Source organism: Pseudomonas sp. PSB18 (assembly GCF_014596565.1).
Classification (GTDB): Bacteria; Pseudomonadota; Gammaproteobacteria; order Pseudomonadales; family Pseudomonadaceae; genus Aquipseudomonas.
Map to the genome: position 1 here is coordinate 14,045 of NZ_NOIN01000019.1, position 22,452 is coordinate 36,496.

The 22,452-nt window shown below is 60.2% G+C and carries 14 protein-coding genes; 5 read left to right on the plus strand and 9 right to left on the minus strand.

What is annotated here, in order from left to right:
• Positions 1-39: 39 nt before the first annotated feature.
• Positions 40-168 (minus strand): PA1414 family protein, encoded by a 129-nt coding sequence (locus tag CGA22_RS27265; protein WP_256222727.1) that lies wholly within the window; start codon positions 166-168, stop codon positions 40-42.
• Positions 169-307: 139 nt separating this feature from the next.
• Positions 308-1,201, minus strand: a complete 894-nt coding sequence (ptrR, locus tag CGA22_RS26870; RefSeq protein ID WP_041020370.1) for a putrescine utilization regulator PtrR — start codon at positions 1,199-1,201, stop codon at positions 308-310.
• A 102-nt stretch (positions 1,202-1,303) separates the two neighbouring features.
• Between ptrR and CGA22_RS26875 the strand changes: the two genes are divergently transcribed.
• Positions 1,304-2,470 (plus strand): MFS transporter, encoded by a 1,167-nt coding sequence (locus CGA22_RS26875; protein WP_041020369.1) that lies wholly within the window; start codon positions 1,304-1,306, stop codon positions 2,468-2,470.
• Here the strand turns inward: CGA22_RS26875 and CGA22_RS26880 are convergent, their stop codons facing one another.
• Both CGA22_RS26880 and CGA22_RS26885 read right to left on the minus strand, forming a co-directional pair.
• Positions 2,471-3,925 carry an NCS1 family nucleobase:cation symporter-1 gene (locus CGA22_RS26880; protein ID WP_041020368.1) on the minus strand — a complete coding sequence of 485 codons (1,455 nt, stop codon included), beginning with the start codon at positions 3,923-3,925 and terminating at the stop codon, positions 2,471-2,473. It abuts the gene before it with no gap.
• Positions 3,926-4,319: 394 nt separating this feature from the next.
• Positions 4,320-5,156, minus strand: a complete 837-nt coding sequence (locus CGA22_RS26885) for a S1 RNA-binding domain-containing protein (protein WP_041020367.1) — start codon at positions 5,154-5,156, stop codon at positions 4,320-4,322.
• A 338-nt stretch (positions 5,157-5,494) separates the two neighbouring features.
• Between CGA22_RS26885 and CGA22_RS26890 the strand changes: the two genes are divergently transcribed.
• The 3 genes from CGA22_RS26890 to CGA22_RS26900 all read left to right on the plus strand — a co-directional run bounded on the left by CGA22_RS26890 (position 5,495) and on the right by CGA22_RS26900 (position 7,550).
• Entirely contained in the window at positions 5,495-5,683 is a 189-nt protein-coding gene (locus CGA22_RS26890) for a hypothetical protein (RefSeq protein ID WP_016702300.1), read from the plus strand.
• Between the two features lie 202 nt (positions 5,684-5,885).
• Positions 5,886-6,602: a TorF family putative porin gene (locus tag CGA22_RS26895; protein WP_041020366.1), complete on the plus strand. Its 717-nt coding sequence runs from the start codon at positions 5,886-5,888 to the stop codon at positions 6,600-6,602.
• Between the two features lie 81 nt (positions 6,603-6,683).
• Entirely contained in the window at positions 6,684-7,550 is an 867-nt protein-coding gene (locus tag CGA22_RS26900; RefSeq protein ID WP_041020365.1) for a DUF6279 family lipoprotein, read from the plus strand.
• Positions 7,551-7,689: 139 nt separating this feature from the next.
• On the opposite strand, the gene CGA22_RS26905 is transcribed toward CGA22_RS26900, so the two are convergent.
• On the minus strand, positions 7,690-8,082 hold the full coding sequence (locus tag CGA22_RS26905) for a hypothetical protein (protein ID WP_041021214.1): 393 nt from the start codon (positions 8,080-8,082) through the stop codon (positions 7,690-7,692).
• Between the two features lie 174 nt (positions 8,083-8,256).
• On the opposite strand from CGA22_RS26905, the gene CGA22_RS26910 reads away from it, so the two are divergent.
• Entirely contained in the window at positions 8,257-8,988 is a 732-nt protein-coding gene (locus tag CGA22_RS26910; protein WP_041021213.1) for a DUF899 domain-containing protein, read from the plus strand.
• Positions 8,989-9,099: 111 nt separating this feature from the next.
• Here the strand turns inward: CGA22_RS26910 and CGA22_RS26915 are convergent, their stop codons facing one another.
• From CGA22_RS26915 to CGA22_RS26930, 4 genes are all read right to left on the minus strand, one after another.
• Positions 9,100-9,660 carry a hypothetical protein gene (locus CGA22_RS26915; RefSeq protein ID WP_041021212.1) on the minus strand — a complete coding sequence of 187 codons (561 nt, stop codon included), beginning with the start codon at positions 9,658-9,660 and terminating at the stop codon, positions 9,100-9,102.
• Positions 9,661-9,784: 124 nt separating this feature from the next.
• Entirely contained in the window at positions 9,785-10,102 is a 318-nt protein-coding gene (locus tag CGA22_RS26920) for a hypothetical protein (RefSeq protein ID WP_084213714.1), read from the minus strand.
• A gap of 428 nt (positions 10,103-10,530) precedes the next feature.
• Positions 10,531-10,818: a hypothetical protein gene (locus tag CGA22_RS26925; RefSeq protein WP_041021216.1), complete on the minus strand. Its 288-nt coding sequence runs from the start codon at positions 10,816-10,818 to the stop codon at positions 10,531-10,533.
• Positions 10,819-10,825: 7 nt separating this feature from the next.
• Positions 10,826-22,452, minus strand: an 11,627-nt coding sequence (locus CGA22_RS26930; protein ID WP_188258759.1) for a hemagglutinin repeat-containing protein, incomplete at its 5' end; no start/stop codon positions are given.

A 22,452-nucleotide genomic window follows, 5' to 3' on the forward strand; every position in this document is an offset into this window, starting at 1 on the left:
GAGCAGGCTCGCTCCCACAAAAATGGCGCCAGAGGATAATCAGCGGCGACGCGGCTGGCGGCGGCGTTGCTCGTCATCGGTGCGGATCGGGATCGGCTGCATGGGCGGTTCGATCAGGCCGAGTGCGACACCCAAGTCGTGAAGCCAGTTCTGGATTTTCTCTTTCATCGTGGTGCCCCCTCAGGGTCATGCGAGCGGCAGATTTCTGTGGCCCCTTCGCGTTGATAATAGTCCGATGTGCTGCGCAATGCTCGTCTCTGTTTGCAATGATCTGTTACTGAATTGATCCAAATCCCACGTCCGTAGTTCAAGCCGATTGGGCCGTTGCCACGGGCCTCCGCGGCCAGGCCTGTTGCTGCAACTCGATCCAGGCATTCAGGTTGGCCCCGACCATGCCTTTGCGCCACATCAGCCAGGTCGTGGCGCTGGCGAACGGCTCGGCCAACGGATGCACCGCCACCCGCTCGCGGCCCGGCATGCTGGCCAGCATTGACTCGGACAACAACGCCACCCCGGACCCGGCAATCACGCACGCCAGCATCCCCTGGTAAGACTCGATCTCCATCGCCCGGCCCATGGTTGCATGGTCATGGGCAAACCAGGCTTCCAGGCGCATGCGGTACGAACAGCCCCGGCGGAAGGTGAACACCGAGCGACCCTGGACATCCAGCGCACTGCGCACCGGCGGATGATCGGCCTCGGTGATCACCACCAATCGCTCGTCGCACAACGGCACCCCGTCCAATCCCGCCAGCTCCAGCGGGCCATCCACCAGCGCCGCATCGAGCCGCCCGGTGAGCAAGCCCTCGAGCAATTCGCCGCTGGGCCCGGACTGCACTTGCAGGTTCACCGCCGGATACGCCCGGTGATAACTGGCCAGCAGGTCCGGCAGATGAATCGCCGCCGTGCTGTACATGGTGCCCAGCACAAATTCCCCGGCCGGTTGACCACCCTGCACGGCCGCATGGGCTTCATCGTGCAAGGCAAAGAGCTTGGCCGCGTAGTCCAACAGGACTTTTCCCGCAGGCGATAGCTGCAAGCGCTGACGCTCCCGCAGGAAAAGATCCACGCCCAATTGCTCTTCGAGCTGCTTGAGCCGGGTCGACAGGTTCGACGGTACCCGGTGCAGGCGCTCGGCGGCACGGGTGATGGACCCCTCCTCGGCCACGGCCTGGAAAATCCGTAACTGGCTGAACTCCACGACTTTCTCCAAAAAGGAACAAGTTACTCACTATTATTCATTTTTAATGAAAGTCAATCGGTTCTAGCCTGACGGTCATTCGCCTCACTGTGGAGAACGACCATGTCGCCCCTTGTTCGCCTGCTCGCCAGCTTCATCGCCTTGATGATGGCCATGGGCATCGGCCGCTTCGCCCTGACACCTCAGTTACCTCATCTCATCGGCGAAGGTCAGATCGACTTGACCGCCGCCGGTCTGATTGCCGCCGCCAACTACCTGGGTTATTTCCTTGGCGCACTGGACGCCATGTTCGCCCGTCGACCGGAACAGGTGCGTCGACGTTTGCTCGGCGGCCTCTGGCTGTGCGTGCTGCTGACCCTGGCGTCGTTCTGGGCCTGGGGTTTCTGGCCGCACCTTGCACTGCGCTTCGGCACGGGCGTGGCGAGTGCCTGGGTGTTGGTGATGATCACGGCCTTGAGCCAGCCCCTGGCAGCTGCGGCGGGACGGCCACGACTGGGCGCGCTGGTATTCGCCGGACCGGGGCTGGGGATTTTTCTTACAGGCTTGCTGGCCTTGGGCTCAAACCTGTTGGCCCAGACGTCGGCCACGCTGTGGCTGGTGTATGCCGGTGTGGCCCTGGCGATGCTGCTGGTGGTGCTGCCAATCCTGCCGCAACCCGCCGCAGCCGTGACCGTTGCACCGCCGGCCGGCTCATCGCCGAACCGTGACATTGCCCGGCTCGGCGTGGTGTACGCCTTGTACGGCGTGGGCTACATCATTCCCGCCACGTTCCTGTCGCAGATGGCCTCGGCGCAATTCCATGGTCAATGGCAGGCCGATCTGTTCTGGCCCTGCTTCGGCCTGGCCGCCGCCCTCGGTGTATTGCTGGTGAGCCTGCGCCGACCGACTCCAAACAGCACCGGCCGCTGGTTGATCGGCACGTTATGGCTGCAGGCCGCCGGAGTGTTCGCCTGCCTGCTGGGCAGCGGGCCGGGGCTGGCGCTGGGGGTCATCCTGTGTGGCACGCCGTTCCTGGCGTGCATGCAACTGGTGATGCTGCGCTCCCGGGAACTGGCCCCCCATGCCACCCAGCGCAACGCCGGGCTGTTGACCGCCTGCTTTGCCGTGGGCCAGCTCAGCGGGCCGTTGCTGGCGGCGCTGAGCAGCCACTTCAGCGGTGGCCTGCAACCGGCGCTGATCGTTGCCGGCTGCGGCCTGGTGCTGTCCGGTGGGTTGTTGCTACCGCGCCGGAGCGCGGTGAACCCTTGCGCCCAAACCGTCCTGCGTTGATCAGGCCTGGCCAACCGAGCTGAACGACGGGCTCGGTTGGGCGACCGGCTCACGCCGCGCCAGGGCAAAATACAACACCCCGCCGAGGAAGCAGCCGGTGAACCAGGCAAAGTTGGCCATTGGTTGCAGCAGCGGCGTGAAGGTGATCGCCACGCCCATCAGCGTCGCCGGGACCAGCGCCTTGACCGCCGTCCAGTTGATACCACCGCTGTAGTAATAACGCCCGCTCGGTCCATCATTGAACAGCGCATCGACGTCAATCGACTGCTGTTTGATCAGGTAGAAATCCACCAGCAGAATCCCGAACAACGGGCCGATGAAAGCGGCCAGCACGTCCAGGGTGTAATGAATCACTTCAGGATTGTTGAACAGGTTCCAGGGCGTGATGAAAATCGACGTCAGCGCAGCGATCATACCGCCGGCACGCCAGCTGATCTTGCTGGGGGCGACGTTGGCGAAGTCGAAGGCCGGCGAGACGAAGTTGGCGACAATATTGATGCCGACGGTGGCCGTCACGAAAGCGAAGGCCCCGAGCAACACCGCCACATCGTTGTCGATGCGCGCCACGGTGGCGATCGGGTCATGGAGCATTTCGCCGAACACCGGCAAGGTCCCGGAAACAATCACCACGGTGACCAGCGAGAACGCCAGGAAATTCACCGGTAGCCCCCAGAAATTACCCCGGCGCACGTCAGACATGCTCCGGCAGTAGCGACTGAAATCGCCGAAATTAAGGGTCGGTCCGGAAAAATACGACACCACCAGCGCCGTCGCCACGATCACCTGACCGAACGCCTGCCAGCCGGACAGGGATTTTTCCGCCAGCGTAAAGCTGATGTTGCTCCAACCGGCCTTCCACACAATCCAGCCGGCCAGCAGAAACATCACGGCATAGACCACTGGCCCCGCCCAGTCGATGAAACGGCGGATCGACTCCATGCCCGTCCAGAATACCAGCGCCTGGACGAACCACAGGCTGAGGAAACCAAACCAACCCAGGTAAGACAAACCGGCAAAATGCGGCGTCGCATACACGTCCATTGTGGGGAAGAACCGCAGCACCACGATGATCAGCGCACTGGACGCCAGGTATGTCTGAATGCCGTACCACGCGACGGCAATCAAGCCGCGAATCACCGCAGGGATGTTCGCCCCGAACACGCCGAACGCCAGCCGGCAGATCACCGGATACGGAACCGCCGCCTGCTGGCTCGGCTTGGCCACCAGGTTGGCGATCACCTGCACAATGCAAATCCCACCCAATAACGCGATCAACACCTGCCAACTCGCCAAGCCCAAGGCGAACAGACTGGCGGCGAACACATAGCCACCGACGCTGTGCACATCACTCATCCAGAACGCGAAAATGTTGTACCAATTCCATTTCTGCGGCAGCGGGCCCAGGTCTTCGTTAAAGAGACGGGGGCTGTAGCCGTTGGGCAATTGCTCGGACATCGCGGGGCTCCTTATGAGTACCGCCGTGCCCCCGAGACGACCTGCTCACCATACTGCGCACGGGAGCCGGCATGGTTTGTATACGAAGCGCTACGCAGAATGCGTGCCATGGGCGGGGGATGTTATACAAACCGCGGTGTACGGCAGTGCTGCAAGGCAGCCAAGAAGATAGATATGCCCACGAACAGGGCGCTAGTGCATGCTAAAGGTGCAGGATTTTGTATACAGCAAAGAATCCGTGGCGAGGGAGCTTGCTCCCGCTGGGCTGCGAAGCAGCCCCAAACCAAGTGTGCTCGGTCAAAACTGGCACACCGAGGTGGCATATCGAGGGGCCGCTTCGCGACCCAGCGGGCACGTACTGTCTGCCACAGGGCCAGAAAGCTCTGTGGTCAAATCAGCTCAACTCAATACGATCCGCATGAATGACAATCTGCCCATTCTTGTACAGCGCACCAATGGCTTTCTTGAAGTTGCCCTTGCTGACGCCAAACAGGCTGCTGATCAGCGCCGGATCGCTCTTGTCGCTGACCGGCAGGGTGCCATTGTTGTCGCGCAACTTGGCGAGGATCTTGGCATTCAGGCTGGTGGCGGCTTCCTGGCCCACCGGTTGCAGGCTCAGGCTGATCTTGCCGTCCCCTCGGACTTCCTTGATGTAACCTTTTTCCTGCTTGCCGGGGCGCAGGAACTTGAAGACTTCGTTCTTGTGGATAAGTCCCCAGTGGCGATTATTGATGATCGCCTTGAAGCCCATGTCGGTGGCCTCGGCAACCAGCAGATCCACTTCCTGCCCCGGCGTGTAGTTGGCCGGCGTCTTGTCCAGATAACGGTCCAGGCGCGCCGTGGCGGTGATGCGGCGGGTGTGCTTGTCGAGATAGACGTGCACCACGCAATAATCCCCGGCAGCCATCTGGCGCTTCTCTTCCGAGAACGGCAACAACAGATCCTTGGGCAGGCCCCAGTCGAGGAACACACCGATGCTGTTGACTTCAACCACTTTCAGGCTGGCGAACTCACCGACCTGGACCTTGGGTTTTTCCGTGGTCGCGATCAGTTTGTCGTCGCTGTCCAGGTAAATAAAAACATTGAGCCAATCTTCATCTTCGCTGGGAATATCCTTGGGGATATAACGATTGGGCAAAAGGATTTCACCGTCCGCACCACCGTCCAGATATAAACCGAAGTTCGTGTGTTTAACCACTTGCAAACTGTTGTAGCGCCCGACTAAAGCCATTTCCGAATACCCTCATTGCGTGGGCGGCATTCTACCCGGTTTTGCGGTGCGATTCGTGACCGAAGGGAAAGCGCCCGTCCCGACCTAGATTTTCCGGCGTTTTACCCGTGAAGCGGCCATTCGTCAGGCAGACGACGCTCGGTGCGGCCGATTCGCACAGACCGCCCGACGTTATATTTCCCCCTCGGTTGTTATTTAAAACAGTGGCTTAGGGCATTGAGTGCGGCTTAAATCCGCCAATTGTCCAGTCTCGTCCAGATCAATCAGCGGGATATCAGCCAAGCAAGGGTCATGTATTTCCTGTACGATGCCTGGCCCAATTAATTATCGACAGGTTAATGGCCGCCATGCGTGTAAAAGCATCCAACAGCAAAGCAAAGCCAGCTCCAGCCGTTGAAACCAGCGAATCGATCAACGATCAAATCGCTGCGTTCCTCAAGTCCGGCGGTGAAATCCAGCAAATCGCCAAAGGCGTCAGCGGCCAGACATTCGGCCCGTCCAAGCAGATCAGCCTGGGCAAAAAATAATCCCCGCGTCACCTGGTCCCAAAGCGCTTTGAGCTTCGAAGCGCTTGGACTGGAACCTTCCCCCGCCACATCCCACTCGTAAAAATCGACGAACGGCCTTCATCGCCGGGTATTCGCCGGTATGCTTGCACCTCTCTAGCTCAAGCGTTCTAGCTCAAGTGCTCCAGCTTGTCCTGCTCCTCGCTAATTCACGGAGTGAAGCATGCGTATCCCCATTGCCCTGCTGACCCTCAGCCTGTTGGCCTGTCCACCTGCTCACGGACAGATCTTCCAGCGTGAACTCGGCGACTTCGACCTCAAGCTCGGCACCAGCCCCAGCCGCAGCATGGCCCAGGGCCTCGTCACGCCTTCGAGCACCGGCTCGTTTCACGGTGGCCTGGACCTGAGCCACGACAGCGGTTGGTACTTTGGACAATGGTCACCCAGCGCCGGCCTGACGTCATCCGCCAATCTCGAGGTGGATTCCTACATGGGCTTCAAACAGCCCTTCGACCAAACCCTGGGCTACGAGGTCGGCCTGATCCACTACAGCTACCCCACCGTCGACACCCTCGACAGCCAGGAACTCTATGGCGGCCTGACCGTGCTCGGCAGCCGTTTCGGCGCGGCCCTGAGCAACGACCCAGACAAACAGAACAGCACGCTGTTCGCCGACCTGGGCGGTAACGTGCCGTTCGGCATCGGCGTCAGCGCCAAATACACCACCCATCAGCTAAACACGCCGGTTTCGGTCGAGAACGGCTACGTAGGCAGCTTCAGCGACTGGTCGTTGAAAATTTCCCGTCCGTGGCGCGGCCTCGACCTGGACCTGATCTACAGCGACTCCAGCCTCAGCGGCAGCAGCTGTTCGGCCTACTCCGGTCACAACAGCGAATGCGACGGCCTGCTGACCCTGAAGATGGCCCATCCGTTTTACTAAGGGTTACGTATTCAATCGGCTGAACTGCCGCGCGCCTGCCATGCTCAAACAGAACACCGATGGCTTCGCAAGGACTCGCTCATGTCGCGCTGGCTTACACGCACCGTCACGTTTATCGCCCTCCTGTTGTTGCTCACGGCCTGTACCCGCATTGGTCTGGCCTACCGCAACCTCGACCTGATCATCCCCTGGACCCTCAATGACTACCTGGAGATCAACGGCGAGCAAAAAGATTGGTTCGACGAACGTCTCAAGGAGCACCTGAGCTGGCACTGCACCACGCAGTTGCCCGGTTACCTCGATTGGCTGGACCGCTTGAAGACCATGGTCCAGACCGATCAGGTGACCGACGAAGCCCTGCAACAACGCACTCGGGAAGCCAAGGCCGCCATCGCCGAAACCGCTCGGGAAATCACCCCGTCAGCCATCGAGTTGCTGCAAGGCCTGAACGACGAACAGGTCGCCGACATGGACGCCGCGTTCATCAAGGATCAGCGCAAGCGCCAGCAGGAATACCTCAAGCCTTCGCTGCAACAGCAGATCCAGGAACGCAGCGAGCGAATGGAAAAACGCCTGAACGACTGGCTCGGCCCCCTCAACATCGCCCAACGTCAGCGCGTGGTGGCCTGGTCCACTGCCCTGGGCGACCAGAACCAGCAATGGATCGCCAACCGCGCCCACTGGCAAAACCAGTTCAGCGCCGCCGTGGCCCAGCGCCACGCCCCCGACTTTCCGAAACGCATTGAGCAACTGCTGGTCAACCGCGAAAGCCTATGGACCCCGGCCTACCGCGAGGCCTACAACAACACCGAAGCCCAGGCCCGCAGCCTGCTGATCGACCTGATGGCCGATAGCACCCCGCCCCAGCGCGAACGGTTGCTGAAGAAAATCGATGGGGTGAAGAAGGATTTCAGTGATTTGAAGTGCCTGAAAGCGGCAAGAAGCTGAACGAACAAGCTCTCAAAAACACTGAGAACCCCTGTGGGAGCGAGCCTGCTCGCGATAGCGGAGTGTCATCCTGCATACATGGCGACTGACACACCGCCATCGCGAGCAGGCTCGCTCCCACAAATGTTGTGTACAACCCTCAGGCAATCTGCGCCTTCGAAGCCAAGTCATCAAAGGTAAACTCATCCAGCGCATCCTCCTGCTCATCCAACACCTGACGCGGATGATCATTACCAGGAATGCTGCTGTCGATCAGGCTCAACAAGCGCGAACCCCGTACCGTCAGCACGAAATTCTCGCCATTGCCGCCCTCTTCCTCCGGCCGAGGCGCAATGAAGCCACGCTCCAGCAGCAACTTCTCATACTCCCCGGCGACCGCCTTCAGATGATCGAGGTTCTCTATCTCCTCGCCTGCGGCCGCCTTCGCCGCCGCGTACTGCTCCGCATAAGGCCGAGGGGTAAAACTGTGGCCGGCGCCGTTCTGCACTTCGTGCAACAACCGTTCGATCAAGTCCCAATTATAAGTCGTCATCCTGGTCCATCCTCCAAAGAGTGAGATGTCTACTTAAGTTGTGACCGAGGCGCCACGCCACCGTTCAGCCAGGCTTCCAGGCGAACCTTCTGGCCAACCGACCAACGGTCTGTCGAATTCATCCAGGGCCAGACGACCACTGGTTGAAACGCCCTGCCTCCAGGAGAAATCACCATGAACGTAGAGAATCATCCAGTCGTCTCGCGGGAAGAATGGCTCAAGGCCCGCCAACAACACCTGGCCCACGAAAAAGCCTTCACCCGCGAACGGGACAAACTCAGCGCCGAACGCCGCGCCCTGCCCTGGGTCAAGATCGACAAGCCCTACCGCTTCCAGGGGCCTGACGGCGAACTCAGCCTGGCCGACCTGTTCGGCGGCCGCAGCCAACTGATCGTCTACCACTTCATGTTCGGCCCCGGCTGGACTGAAGGCTGCCAAGGCTGCTCCTTCCTCTCCGACCACATCGACGGCGTCAACCAACATCTGGCCCACCACGATGTGGCGGTGGTCGCCGTCTCCCGTGCCCCGTTCGCCGAATTCCAACCGTTCAAACGCCGCATGGGCTGGGCCTTCGACTGGGTCTCCTCAAACGGTTGCGACTTCAACTACGACTTCGGCGTCAGCTTCAAAGCCGAAGACACCGCCGCCGGAACGGCCACCTACAACTACGAAAAAACCGACACTGCCGAAGGCGAACTCCCCGGCCTGAGCGTCTTCTATCGCAACGAAGCCGGCGAGATCTTTCACACCTACTCAACCTATGCGCGAGGTCTGGACATGCTGGTCGGCACCTACCAATACCTCGACCTGGCGCCCAAGGGGCGTAATGAGGACGAGATCATGGACTGGGTACGGCATCACGATAAGTACGAGGATGCGAAGCCTCATAGTTGCTGCCACGGTTGATGCGAAGACTCATCTAACCTCAGTCGAGCAAAGCCCCCTGTGACGAGGGGCTTGCTCCTGCTCGGCCGAACAGCAAACGCGCGGTCACCCGTTTCGCATTGGCTAACCAGATCAGAGGCTAGGTGTACTCGCAACAGGAACGCGCTGTTGAGGCTGCGTGGTGTCATAGACATGCAGTTCACAGCCCTGACCCACAAACTGAAACTCCGCCAGATAAACCTTACCTTTCTCCGGCGTGAACGTGGTGTTGATCGGACCACAGCGGTAGCCACGGTTGATACTCTCACCACTGGCGTAACCTGATACCTCGAATGGCTGATCGGGATCAGCTTGTACTTCCAATTGAGGGAAGTGCTTCAAAGTCGCGCTGTGAGTCGCTTCGTTAAGCTTGGCGATCCAGCCGAACACTTTGCCACGACCGGAATCCACTACGATGCCCTGCACATCCAGGCGCTGGTCAGGATCCGTTGCACGCCTGATCGAAAACTCTACCGGGACGACGTTGCCGGTCGCTTTCATGATGACCTTGGCGTGCTGGGCGTCGGCGGTCACTTTGTTTTGCTGGAGTTGGATACCGTTGTTGAGCAGGGTTGGGGAAGAGTCTCGGATGTTGGATTTGCAGCCTGGTAACGTCAGGACAAGGGACAGCAACAGCAGCGTGGTTTTCTTCATAAATGCTCCAAGCACATCGTTAAAAATTAGCTTCCATCAACAAGCCAAAACCGACTTTTATATATCCAAGCCTCACCTTCCGCTTGAGAAGAAGCCAGCAGAACGGCCTTCTGACTCAACCCCCTCAGTCATATAGCTCATGCCTAAGCAAACAAAAATCAGAGCTCAATAGGTGCCTAATTTCCTCAGAGCGAGTGGTCATATCTACGTAAAGAAGAACAGAATACTCACCCATTTTTCGCTCAACAGCTTCCCCATCAAAAGGATCGATATTGTGCTTCAAAACAAATTTTTCTGACTCATTATCACCGAAGCGATAATAAACACCTCCTTGATATGCACTCTCTCTTTCCTCAAAGAAAATCTTTAAGCATTCCTCGACCTTTAATCTCACCTCAAAAAGCGTAAAACCTTTCGATCCGTACAAATCATAAGCGGCCACCCACCGTTTACTCCCAAATAAACCCAGGTGAAACTCTGCAAGTCAACCCGACAGAAGAGAGAACACTCCTAACTCGCAAAACTTCCCTAGCTCGCCCAGAAAACACGATAAAAACACCTCCCTGAAGAGCTTCTCTAGACATTAAAAAATTTAAACTCGTTATTTCAGATACGACTTTAATATGACTTTCATTCTTATAGTTTCCACTACACCTAACCTCGTAGACGGTCTCATCCACCTGAACACCTGGAATTTGTGTTGTCAATGCTGACCAATCGCAGTTAGGACACCTTAATCCTTGTGTGCTAGCCTGCCTGAAGACTTCCAACTTTTCTCCACAGCGCTCACATGCCATACTATTTTTCGTCCTGGTTCATCTGAGTTCAGGGTACATGGGATTTGGGCGAGAAACACAGCTATTCAGGCCACTAGTCACCTTGCAATAGCACGCTAATTAATTTTTCAAAATTCTGCAAAACGGAGCCTTCCTCCTCTGGCGAAAGCAATACGTTCATAATCTGATCACCGCAAGCGCAGTCATAGACATCTAACCCCACCCACCCCTTAGACCAAAACTCTACAGTCCCTAATTTATCCAAACCTTCCAACTCTATTCTTTCAAGGTCACCAAAATCCCCATTGAGAAATGTTGAGTATTCGAAGGAATACCCCTCCAGCCTAGGCTTTATGTGCTCATCAAACCAAGAGCTATTCATAAACACTTCACTTCCTGTCTCTAATTAGAATATTTTTTACTTCAGGAAGGTGCTCCCCCCCCTGCTTATTAAGCAAAAATTGCTGAGACTTGCTTGCATCCGGACCAATCATTTTAAACCACCCTTCCTTCCCGCCTTGCAACAACGAGTTAGTGGGCACGTCGAACTCTACATAAACCGACCCTTTTGGCGCAGCGCCTTTAAAGTCCGATATGCCATTGATCGAAATAAAGGTTTGCCCTCCCCCCCCCTGCACCACTCGCCCCGTATCTTTCATCTGTGACAGTTCGCCAGGAGACATCCACCTTCCCACTCGGGTTTCACTAACGCCATTAATAACTTTTGTTTCGCCAACTTTCAACAGAGCATCGGCCGTTGTGCTTATCCCACCGGTGTAAACAGAACCGAGCACTCCCCACGTATTCAATAGGCCTTGTATACCCCACATGACCCGCTCGGTACTGCTGGCCACTTCGCCCGTAACAGGATTCTCACCACCCGCCGCCATGTAGCCCTGGCACCCTATGCCAACCAAACCAGCCCCGCCACAGCCCGCTGAGAACAGCTCATTGGAAAGCCCCTTAAGCTGGGCCGTCGTAGTTGCTTCATCCAGATCGCTTCTCGCCTTCCCTTCCGTCGCCTGTTCAAACGAGGCAGGCTGCAGAACCCACTCCTCCCCCTGACTCGTCGTGATCGACTTGTCGGTAGCAACGCAGTAACCATTTGGCGAAGTGGCGCAGGAGACCACGTCCCCAGGATTGGTCGTCCAAACAAAAGCACGCGTGAAATCGCCGTCCTCGGCTATAGGTTCGTTCTTGAGGACACTAAAACCCTTGGCAATAAGCGCCGCGATGTCATCCGACAGGCTCTTACATTGACTTGATGTAGAGCCTTTGCACGACGCGTCATATTCCTTCTGCAGTCCCGTTAGCGAGATCCTTTCTATATCGCTCAGATGATTGTTCTCAACGGCATTTTTCGCCGTCCCAGCCCCCAGCGCAGCGTCAAAGGCATCGCCCCCTGCGAGCGCACCGGATAATCCGCCGGCCAGTGTCGACAGGGCTGAGATTGTTTGTTTCTCTGCATCCGTCAGTTGATCGCTGGACTTGCCCGGGTAGAGCTGGCGGGCGATCAGCTCACCAGCAGTTGCACCTGCGGCGCCAGCCAGTGCCGAGCCTCCTTGCGTTTTTGCCAGAATCGCACCGAGTACGGCATGCGCCATCAGGTTGGCTGTGTCGTCTCCTTCTGTCAGTTGCTTAACGGCCTGGGCCAGGTAAGGCGCAGCCCCTCCTCCCACCGCAGCGACTATGTCGCCACTGAGAATGCCTTGGACAACCCCGGCCACTGCCTGGCTGGCCTTCTGGAAGCTACTGCCCGTTCCGTAATCACGCTGAACTTGTTGGCTGATTTGCTCAGGCGTTGGATCAGCCACACCGCTGTCATTCAGTTTTTCGCGTGCAGCCTTGTAAGCCTCACTATTCGAATCCTGAGCTTCTTTAATCCGCGCGGCTGCAACGGCACTTCCAATCCCCTTCACCAATTCAATCGAGCTTTTCACCAACTCGATGCGGTCGTTCATCGCATCTTCGTCAGGTTTGTCGAGCTTCTCGTTAGCATTCGCCGTATCGCGGTTCAACCCGACCACATCCTTCGCACCTTCCGGATTGCGAACGATGATCGTGCCTTCACTCACGGCACTACGTGTGTGGCTCTTATCCGATTCACTGAGGGAGATCCCGTACAATCCACCCATCGAGGCTGAAGCGCCGGCGCCGCTATAGCTGCCCGAGATGCTGGCACCTGCGGATTGGGCGTGGATTTCGCTGACGTTCTTGATATCGGTGGCGATGAGCCGGTCGGTGATCAGCGTGTTCTTGTCGGCCGAAGCATCGCTGGCGATCACACCGCCTTCGAGGGTGGTGGTCTTGCCGACATCGACCGTGTAGCCGCCCGTGCCGGCGAAGAGACCGGTCTGGTCCGTAACCGCTTTGTATTCACTGTTCATGTTGCCCGCGGCCACGTTTGCCGAGGCCGCGACAGGTGTGCCGTAGCAGAACGGTGGAATGCAGATGCTGGCGCCGAAACCGCCGCTGCTTTGTTTGCTCTTCTGGTCCTGGGTGTCCTGACGAGAGACGATGTTGAGGTTGCCGTCGACCAGCGCCTTGATTTCGTCGGCATGGACCTGAGCCCCTGCCAACGTTGTGTCGCCGCCACTGCGCAGCAACAGCGAACCGGTATTCACCGTGCTGTTGACCTGGGTGACGGAGCTGCCGTTGCCCATGCCTTTTGCGAGCTGGGCGCCCAGGTCCAGGGTGAAGCCGTTTTGCTGGCCTATGTTGAAGCTGGCACCAATGGCGGTTTTGTTGTTGCTGTTGTGGTTGGACCAATCGGCGGTGTTTTGCGCGCTCTCCAGGATGATGTTGTTACTGGCAAGCAACGACGTGTTGCCCGCCTTGATGCTGCTGCCGATAACGTGGAGATCCCCCTCGTTTGCCGCCGCATTGCCATTGGCAATGATGGATAAGGTACTGCCCGCATTGAGGGTGCTTTGCTTGGCGGTTTGGCTGGCGTAGTCGCTGGTGCTTTTGCTGTGGGTGCTGGCGAGTTCGGTGCCGATTTTGATCAGCGAACCGTTGCTCGCAGTGCCGCCCTGTTTATCGGCGAAGCCGGTTTTCTGGGCATTCGCGTCTTCCGTCATACCGCCGAGGTTGTAGGCCGCCAAGGCTGCCTGGGCGAGTTTCACCGCTTTGAGGCGAGGATCATCCGTATCCTTCGCGGCCTCGACGGAGGAGCGAATGGTGTTGACCGTATCGATGATCGCACCACCGACGACACGACCAACCGCCAGGCTGTTGGCCTTGTCGACGGTGCTTTGCGTCGCCGTTTCCATGCCCGCTGCGATGGTGACATTCGAGCCACGCAGGCTCATGTCCTTGGTGCTGACCAGGTCACTGGCGATGACGTTGAGGTCGCCGCCCGCCACGAGGCTGACGTTGCCTTTGCTGGAACCGATGGTGCTGCCGGTTAACGTGGTTTGTGACGCCGTGCCGTTGTGTTTCTGGTTACTGATCGACAGGTGCTGGTTGCCGGTGATGTCATCGAGGCCCAGGTTGTTACCCGTCAATACACCCGTCAGGTCGCGATTTTTCTCCTTGTGCATTTGGGTGCGGGAAAAGGTGTTTTCTGCCGCGTCGATGGTCAGGTCACGTCCCGCACGTACCGTGAGGTCGTCGGTGCTGACCAATGCCGAGCCGGTGACAGTGGCATCGCGTTTGGCAACGACGGCGATGGTGTCGCCCGAGATCATGCTGCCGACGGCGGTGGTCTGGGTTTCGGCCAACTGGTCCTGGACCTTGCTCGACTTCAAGCCACCCCAGCTGCTTTTGCTTTGTTTGCGCTCGTGCCGTGCGCTGTTGGAATCGGTGACCGCGAGAATTTCCACGTCGTTGCCGGCACTCAGGCCAACACTGCCTTTTTCCGACGTGACGTTACTGCCCTTGATCGTCAGGTCATTACCGGCGCTCAGCACATTGTTTCCGCTGGACGTCACCGAACTGGCCACGTTGGTCACAGAACTGGTCTCATCCAGCCGGAACTTCTTCCCGGAAGACGACTTCTTGGTCTTGCTATAGAAGCTGTAGTCCGAATCCTCGGCCGATTGCAGCACCAGGTTCGCGCCCGCCACCAGATAGGCTTCATCCCCAGCATTGACCTTGCTGGCAATCAACTCCAGATCCTTCCCGGCACTGAGCGCCACATTCCCACCCGCCGTCACGCTGGTGGACACCTGGCTCACATGGTCTTCCTGAGCCGTAACCTTCTTGGTCTTCCCATACGAATGCTGCTCATCCGCCGCCGACGCCAACGTCAGATCACCCACCGCGCTCATGCTGATATCGCGCTTCGCATCGATCTGGCTCGCAACCGCCGTCAGATCACGCCCTGCCTTCGCCGTCAGGTCGCGACCGATGTCCAGGCTGGAGCCGTATTGCTTGATGTCTTCATCACGATGCAGACCGCGGGTCCCACTGGCGACGCGTTCGGCCGAGGTGAGGTTGAGGTCGCGGGTGGCGCTCAGGGTTGTGTCGGCGCCGCTCTTCAGCACCCCACCGACGTTGTTGATGTCCCGCCCGGCGTTGATGGTCAGGTTGTTGGCGGCTTCGATGCGGGCGGCGCTGTCGATGAAGTCGGTGCGTTCGCTGCGGTAGCCGCTGTCACTTTCGTGGGTGGTGACGGTGCGTTCGTTGATCACGTCGCCGTTGGTGGCGGTAAGCGTGACGTCGCGTCCGGCGATGATTCCGCCGGCCTTGTTGACGAGGTTGTTGCCCGCCAGCAGGTCGAGGCGGTTGCCGGCTTCCACCAGGCCGCTGTTGACCAGGTCATTGGTGGCTTTAGCCGACAGGTTGTTGCTGGCGCGCAGGGTGCCGGCGTTGTTCAGGTCCTTGCCGGCAATCAGGGTCACGTCGCTGCCCTGGATCAACGCGCCGTTGGCCGCGAGGCGATTGTTGGCGTTGGCCAGGTACAGTACCGGCACCAGGACTTGCTCGCCGTTGACCTCGGCGTTTTCCATCCAGACGATGTCGTGGGTCAGGGCCGCGACTTGTTCGGAGGTGAGACTCACGCCGATGGACAGGTTGAGTTCCTGTTTGCTGGCGATGGCGTTGTTCATCAAGTACTTGAACAGGTCCTCGTTGGAGGTCTGGCCGTCGATGAAGCGTTGGCCGGTGCGGGCGACCACGGCTTGCTGGATCAGGGTCTGCTCGTAGAGGCCGTCACCCAGGCGCTTGGCGCTCTGGTCCGGGTCGTAGCCAAGGTTCTGCAGCAGGTAGTCCGAGCTCATGAAACTCTTGAGGTCGGTAAGCACCGGGTTGGTTTCGATCAGGTATTTGTGCGGGTTGGCCGCCACAGTGCGGGTGGGCAGGCCCTGGACGCGGTTGAGCGTGAAGTCGGCGCTACGGCCGGGCAAGGTGCCTGTCACGGTAGCGCCCGAGGTGCTGGTGTCGAGGCTACTGGCCTGGTTGGCGATGTTGGCGGTTTGGCTGTCAGCGACGCTCAGGTCGAGACTGCTGGCAGTGGGTTGGGTGATGTTCCCTACGCCAGGATTCCGCGCCTGACCGGTAGGCAGTACCTGTTGGCGTTGGGCTGTCGTCAGGCTCGTGCTGCCCAGGGTCCAGCTCTGCGGGCCGCTGGCGGCCGGCGTGCTACTGCCCTGCCCGCTCAGGCGGAACAGGCCGTTCTGGCCGGTGGGCAGGCTGAAACCGGGCAAGGCGACCGGGTTGACCTGCTGTTGCGCCAGGTTGGGGGGCAGTTGCTGGTTGAGGGTGATGCGGGTGGAATATTGGCTGCCTGCCGCTGCCGTGCTGGTACGAGGACCACTGCCGACGTAACTGTAGCCCGGGCGTACGACGCTGTTGTCGATGTTGTTCTGGGTCGAGATGTTGACAGCGCCGCCGGCCTGGATCACGGCCGCGTAGCTTTGGTCGCCGCCGGAGAGTTGGGTGGTCTTGCGAAATTGCCCAAGCTCCGTTTCGGTCATGCCGATGAAATTGGCGATGCCCCCCTCGAGGCCTCCCAGGTTATTGGCGTTGTAACCTGTGCTTTCGAACCAGTACTGGTTGTTGAAGTTGCTCGCCGCGCTGTACCAGCCACCTGCATTTCGGGTCCGTTCGGACATGTAAGTCCGCGAGGTTTCGGTTTCACCCGTTTCGACGCCGCTGTTGGTCAGGTTGGCCAGGGAGGCGGTCAGGTTGCCGCCGCTGGCGATGGTGCTGCTCTGATTCAGCAGATCGCCGCCACGCAGGGTCAGGTTAGCCCCAGCGGTGATACTGGAGGCCGCGCTGGCGGCGGTGACTTCGGTTTTCTCCCGCTGCAGGATTTCCCAGACGTGGTTCTGTTTACCGCTGCAATCCCCGGCGTTGTAGCCCTCGATGCAGGTGACTTCGTCGATTCTGGCGGTGTAGATCCCGGCATTGCCGACAGTCAACAAAGTCCGGATATTCTGGATGGTGCTGGCCGTCAGGCTCATGCTGGCGTCGCTTTGGATCGAGCCGGACCGGTTGAGGATGCTGCTCGCCAGCGCGCCCTGGCCGTTGCGGTCAACGCTGAGGTTGCCGAGGCTGTAAATATTGGCGTCGAGGTTGTTCAGTGTGTCGACCCGCAGGCCCATGTCGGCGCCGCTGAAGATCAACCCTTGATTGTTCGTCAGCAAACCGGTCGTGACGGTCAGCCCCTGAGTGCTGCCCAACGTCCCGAAATTGTTCACCCCACCGGCGTTGACCACCAGGTTGGCGGCGGAGGTCAGCCGACCGGCGTTATCCAGTTGTCCACTGACGTTGACGGTGGTGTTGCCACCGCCAGCGATGCTGGAGTTGACGCTGTTCAGGCTCACTTGCGCGGCGCCAAGCCCCAGGGTGCCCTGGCTGCTCAGGCGACCAGCGCCCCAGTAGGCACCGCTCAGGCCGATGTTCACGCTGCCATTACTGGCAAGCAGGCCTTCGTTGAACCAGTTGACCCCGCTACCGGTGAAGCTGTCGGAGGCCAGCAGTTGACCACTTGCGGTCTGGGTGAAGTTGTTGACGTTGACGTTCAGGCGCCCGGCCTGGATGACGCCGCTGTTGCTCCACGTGTCGGTGCTGATGGTCAGGCCGCCACGGGTGACGAGCGTGCCGCCGGCGGCGATGAGATTTGCTGTGGAGATGTCGAACGTGCCAGTGCCCACGTGCAGCAGGCTGCCAGCAGTGTTGAGGAAGCTGGCGGCGCCAAGCGTGAGGTCGGTGTTGGCGGTTTCCAAGGTACCGTTGCGGTTATCGAACAGCCCACCGATCTGGAACTCGGTCTTGCCACCGACACCCAACGCCCGCAACTGCCCCGTCTGGTTATCCAGGCTGGCCGCCTTGATCGCCAGGGTGCTGTCACTCTCGATGATGCCCAGGCGGTTGTTCAACGCACCGGTGAGGTTCAGATCGATCTGGCTACCCGCAATCTGCCCGTCGTTGTCGCCACTGTTGTCGAAATCGTTGGCGGTAACGCTGACCTTGCCCTTCGCGTAGAGCCCGCCGTTGCGGTTGTCGAAGTTGCGGGTGGTGACGCTGGCATCGCCGGTTTGCGCCGAGATACGGCCGCCGTAGTTGTCGAGGCCGCCCAGGGCGATCAGGTTCAGGCGCTGGGCCTGGGTGATGCCGCCCTGGCGGTTGTTGTTCAGGTCGTAGCCGTTCTTCAGCACGCCGCTCAGTTGGCTGGTGAGCAAACCTTGCAGGCTGGCGAGCACGCCGCCACGGTTGTCCAGGTTGCGGGCGACGACCATCAGGTCGCCGGCCTTGGCCTGGAGGCGACCGCTCTGGTTGTCGAGATCGTTGGTGACGGTCAGGGTCATGGCGCCCTGGCTCTGCACGGTGCCCTTGCCGTTGCTGAAGCTGGCGGCGTCGATCCGCACGCCGCCGTTCTGGCTGTAGATCAGGCCATCGGCGTCGTTCTGTACGGTGCCGCTGGAAGTCAAAGTGAGTTGATCATTGGCGGCGACGGTGCCGCGATTGCGGTTGTCCAGGCCGGCGGTGAGCAAGGTCAGCAGACCTTGGCTGACAATCTGGCCGCCCTGGTTGTCGATCTGCGTGGCGCGCTCGACCCGCAGCGGGCCGGCGCTGGCGAGTTTGCCGTTGGTGTTGGTCAGGGCGCCGAGCAGGTCGAGGGTCACGGCGGCGTTGCCGATCAACTGGCCGCCGGTGTTGTCCAGGCCGGTGCCGGTGAAGCTCAGGGCATTCTGGGCGTTGACGGTGCCGCCGGCGTTGCCGAGGGTCATGGCGTTGATGACCAGGGCGTTGCCGCTGTCGATCAAGCCGCCCTGGGCGTTGTTGAGCAGACCGCCGCTGACGGTCAGGGTCTGGTCGCCGCCGCTGGAGAGGATGCCGCCGCCGTTGTCCAGGCTGGCGGCGCTGACGGTCAATTGCTTCTTGCCGACCAGTGCGCCGGCATTGCCGTTGAGCAGCGCCCCGCTGAGGGTGGCGCTGACGTCTTCGTCGCGGCTCGACAGGGTGCCGCTGTTGCGGTTGTCCAGACTTGCAGCGGCCAGGCCCAGGCCCTTGAAGCCGGACAGCAAACCACCCTGGTTGATGACGTCGCGGGCGCCCAGGGTCAGCACGCCGTTGCTGATCAGTTGGCCGGCGCTGTTGTCCAGGTCGCGGGCATTCAGGTCCAGGCTCTGGCTGCTGGAAATTTCGCCGTGTTGGTTGTTCAGGTCTCGCAGGTGCTTGAGGCTGAGAACACCGGCGGTGGTGATCAGGCCGGCGCTGTTGTTGAGGTCGCCGGTGGCGGCGCCGAAGTCGATGGCAATAGCGCTGCCCAGCAACGAGCCTTGCTGGTTGTTCAGGCCGCTGGTGTGGATGTTCAAGGCATCGGTGGCGCTGATCAGCCCGTTACCCTGGTTGTTCAACTGGCCGCTGAGGGCCAGGTCGAGGTTGGCGCGGCTGGTCAGGGTGCCGCCGTTGTTGTTGAGGCTCGCGGCTTGGACGTCCAGCGCAGCGGCTGCAATCAGGCCCTTGAGGTTGGTCAGGGCGTTGTCGATGCGCAAGGTCAGGGCCTGGTTGCTCAGCAACTTGCCGTTGTCGTTGTCCAGGCTTTGCGCGGCCAGGGTGAACGCCTGGGCGCTGGAGATCTCGCCGCCGTTGTTGTTGACGCCTTTGAGGTTCTTGAGGACCAGCAGCGGTGCGTTGATCAGGCCGCCCTGGTTGTTCAACTGGCCCTGGTTGAGGTCCAGGGTCAGGGCCGTATTGCTGAAGAGTTGACCGCCCTGCTGGTCCAGATCGGTGACGCTGGCGATCAGTGCGCCGTTGCTGGCGATGCGGCCGCCGTTCTGGTTGGTCAGTTTTTGCGTGGTCAGGTCGAGGCTGGTACCGCTGCTCAGGCGGCCGGACTGGCTGTTGTCGAACGCGCCGGTCTCGACCAGCACGCCTTGCTTGCCGCTGATGGTGCCGTTATTGCGATTGTCGAGGCTGGCGCTTTTGACCGTGAGGCCGGCGTCGGTGACGATTTCGCCGCCCTGGTTGAGCAAGGCATTGTCGAGCTTGAGTCCCAGGGCGCCGGCACTGGAGACGCTGCCCAGGGTGTTGGTGAGGCTGGCCGCCGTCAGCGTCAGCGCACCTTCGGCACTCAGTACGCCCTGGGTGCTATTCAGGTCGCCGGACAGGTCGACGGTAAGGTCTTTCTGGCTCAACACCGAACCGCTGCTGTTATCCAGCGTCTTGCCCGTCAGGCTCAGGCCAGTCTTGCCCGACAACTGACCCTTGGCGCGGTTGAGGACGTCCTTCACCGTCAAGGCCAATGCGCCGCTGGCGAGCACCTGGCCGCCGTCACTGTTGTCCAGGGCATTGCCGATCAGGGATATGTCTGCCTGACCCGAGAGTTCACCACCACGGTTATCGATCGAATCGACCTTCAGGGTCAACGCGTCGGTGGCGCCGACCAACCCAGCGTGGCGGTTGTCCAGCGAAGTGCCGGTAAGGGTCAGGCCGCCGAGGGCGATCATCTGGCCGCCCTGGTTGTTGACGCTGGCGACATCGGCCGTAACGGCGGCTTTGCCGGCAATCTGGCCGGCCGTGTTGTCCAGGCTCGCGGCCTCGATGTGCAGATCACCGTCGGCGATCACGGCAGCGTCGCGATTGAGCAGTTGCCCGTCCACGCTCAGGACCAGCGCGCCACGACTGCTGATCAGACCACCGGTGCTGTCCAGGCTGGCGCTGTGGCTGTCGAGGGATTGCGCGGAAATCAGCCCTTTGATGCTGTTGAGCACTTGATCGATGCGCAGGGTCAGGGCCTGGTTGCTGATGAGTTTGCCGTCACCGTTGTCCAGGTTTTGCGCGGCCAGGGTGAACGCCTGGGCACTGGAGATTTCGCCGCCCCGGTTGTCGACGTTCTTGAGGTTTTTCAGCACCAGGACCGGCGCGGTGATCACGCCCTTGAGGTTGTTCAATTGGCCGTGATTCAGGTCCAGGTTCAAGGAGGTCTTGCTGAACAGCTCACCGCCCTGCTGATCGAAACCGCTGACGCTGGCGGTCAGTGCCTTGTCACTGGCAATACGACTGGCAGCGCCGTTGCTGACCTGGCTGGCGGTCAGGTCAAGGGTGTCACCGCTGACCAGATACCCGCCCTGGGTGTTGTCGAAAGTGCCGGTGGTGACGCGGGTCGCGCCTTTGGCGCTGAGCAAGCCGTTCTGCTGGTTGTTCAGGCTCTGGCTGGTAACGGCCAGGCCGGCATCGGTGGTGATGGAACCACCCTGGTTGACCAGGGCGCCGACGGTGGTGAGTGCCAACGCGCCGACACCGGTGAGACTGCCGTCGGTGTTGTCGAGGCTGCCGGTATTGGCCGTCAGTGTGCCTTCGCTGCTGATCAGGCCGGCGACGTTGGTCAAGGCGTTGTCGAGACGAATATCCAGGCCTTGGCGGGCGACGAGGCTGCCGCCGCTGTTGTCCAGGCTTTGTCCGGTGACGGTGCTGGTGCCGGTGCTGAACAGGAGGCCCTTGGTCTGGTTGATGATCGCGGCGACTTTCAGGCCCAGGTCGGTACCGGCCAGGACCTTGCCGTTGTCGCTGTTGTTCAGGCGCTGGCCGTCGATGTCGATCCCGAGCGAGCTGGAAATCTCCCCGCCGCGGTTGTCCACGGCATCGATGTCGAGTTTCAGCGCTTTTGTCGCGCCTATCAGGCCGCCGTTGCGGTTATCCAGGCTCTGGCCGCTGACGGTCAACAGACCCTGGGCAACCAGCTCGCCGCCCTGGTTGGTCAACTGGTCGACGTTTGCAGTGAGGTCGGTCTTGCTGGAGATGCGCCCGCCGCTGTTATCGACGCCAGTGGTTTCCAGGCGCACCGGGCCGCCGGCGCTGAGCAGGCCGCCGACGTTATTCAGTTGCGTGCCATCCACCCGGAGCCCCGCCTGGCTGCTGAGCAAGCCTTGTTGACGGTTGTCGAGCTCGGCGACTGTCAGTTGCATGTCCTTGGCGGAACGGACTTTGCCGGCGCGGTTGTCCAGGGTATCGCTGCGCAGGGTCAAGCGGTCGTTGCCGGTCAGGCTGCCGACCCGGTTGTCCAGGCGAGCGGCCTGCACATCAACGACACCTTTGGCGCCGAGGCTGCCTTGGCGGTTATCGAACAGACCACCGATGCGTGCCGTCAGGCTACCGTCGCTGACCAGGCTTCCCCCTAGGGTATTGTCCAGACTGGCCGCAGTGATCGTCAGCATCGCACCCGACCCCAACACACCGTTCCGGTTGTCCAGCGCCCCGATCAAACCAATGTTCAGGGCCACATCGCCGGTGAGCAGGCCGTCGCTGTTGTCGACGGTGCTGCCGGTGAGCTGGGTGGTCGCAGCACTGGAGACTTCGCCGTCGTGGTTATTCAACTGCCCGACAGTGGCCGTGAGGTTGCCATTGCTGCTGACGGTGCCCTGGGTGTTGAGCAGTGTGTCGGCGCTGACGCTCAGCGTGTTGCTGCTCAGTACCCGGCCATTGTTCTGGTTATCCAGGGTCCCGGCTTTGACAGTCGAGGCCTGCCCGGCGCTCAGGGTCCCGCCCTGGTTGTTCAGGGTTTGCGCCACGTTGGCCGTCAGGTTGCGGCTGGCGATCACGCTCTTGCCGCTGTTGTTGAGGCTTT

Coding starts and splice junctions, on each gene's coding strand:
- CGA22_RS26875 (WP_041020369.1), top strand. CDS start 1,304: ATGTCGCCCCTTGTTCGCCTGCTCGCCAGCTTCATCGCCTTGATGATG.
- CGA22_RS26890 (WP_016702300.1), top strand. CDS start 5,495: ATGGCCGCCATGCGTGTAAAAGCATCCAACAGCAAAGCAAAGCCAGCT.
- CGA22_RS26925 (WP_041021216.1), bottom strand. CDS start 10,818: ATGAATAGCTCTTGGTTTGATGAGCACATAAAGCCTAGGCTGGAGGGG.
- CGA22_RS26915 (WP_041021212.1), bottom strand. CDS start 9,660: ATGAAGAAAACCACGCTGCTGTTGCTGTCCCTTGTCCTGACGTTACCA.
- CGA22_RS26905 (WP_041021214.1), bottom strand. CDS start 8,082: ATGACGACTTATAATTGGGACTTGATCGAACGGTTGTTGCACGAAGTG.
- CGA22_RS26910 (WP_041021213.1), top strand. CDS start 8,257: ATGAACGTAGAGAATCATCCAGTCGTCTCGCGGGAAGAATGGCTCAAG.
- CGA22_RS26880 (WP_041020368.1), bottom strand. CDS start 3,925: ATGTCCGAGCAATTGCCCAACGGCTACAGCCCCCGTCTCTTTAACGAA.
- CGA22_RS26885 (WP_041020367.1), bottom strand. CDS start 5,156: ATGGCTTTAGTCGGGCGCTACAACAGTTTGCAAGTGGTTAAACACACG.
- CGA22_RS26895 (WP_041020366.1), top strand. CDS start 5,886: ATGCGTATCCCCATTGCCCTGCTGACCCTCAGCCTGTTGGCCTGTCCA.
- CGA22_RS27265 (WP_256222727.1), bottom strand. CDS start 168: ATGAAAGAGAAAATCCAGAACTGGCTTCACGACTTGGGTGTCGCACTC.
- CGA22_RS26900 (WP_041020365.1), top strand. CDS start 6,684: ATGTCGCGCTGGCTTACACGCACCGTCACGTTTATCGCCCTCCTGTTG.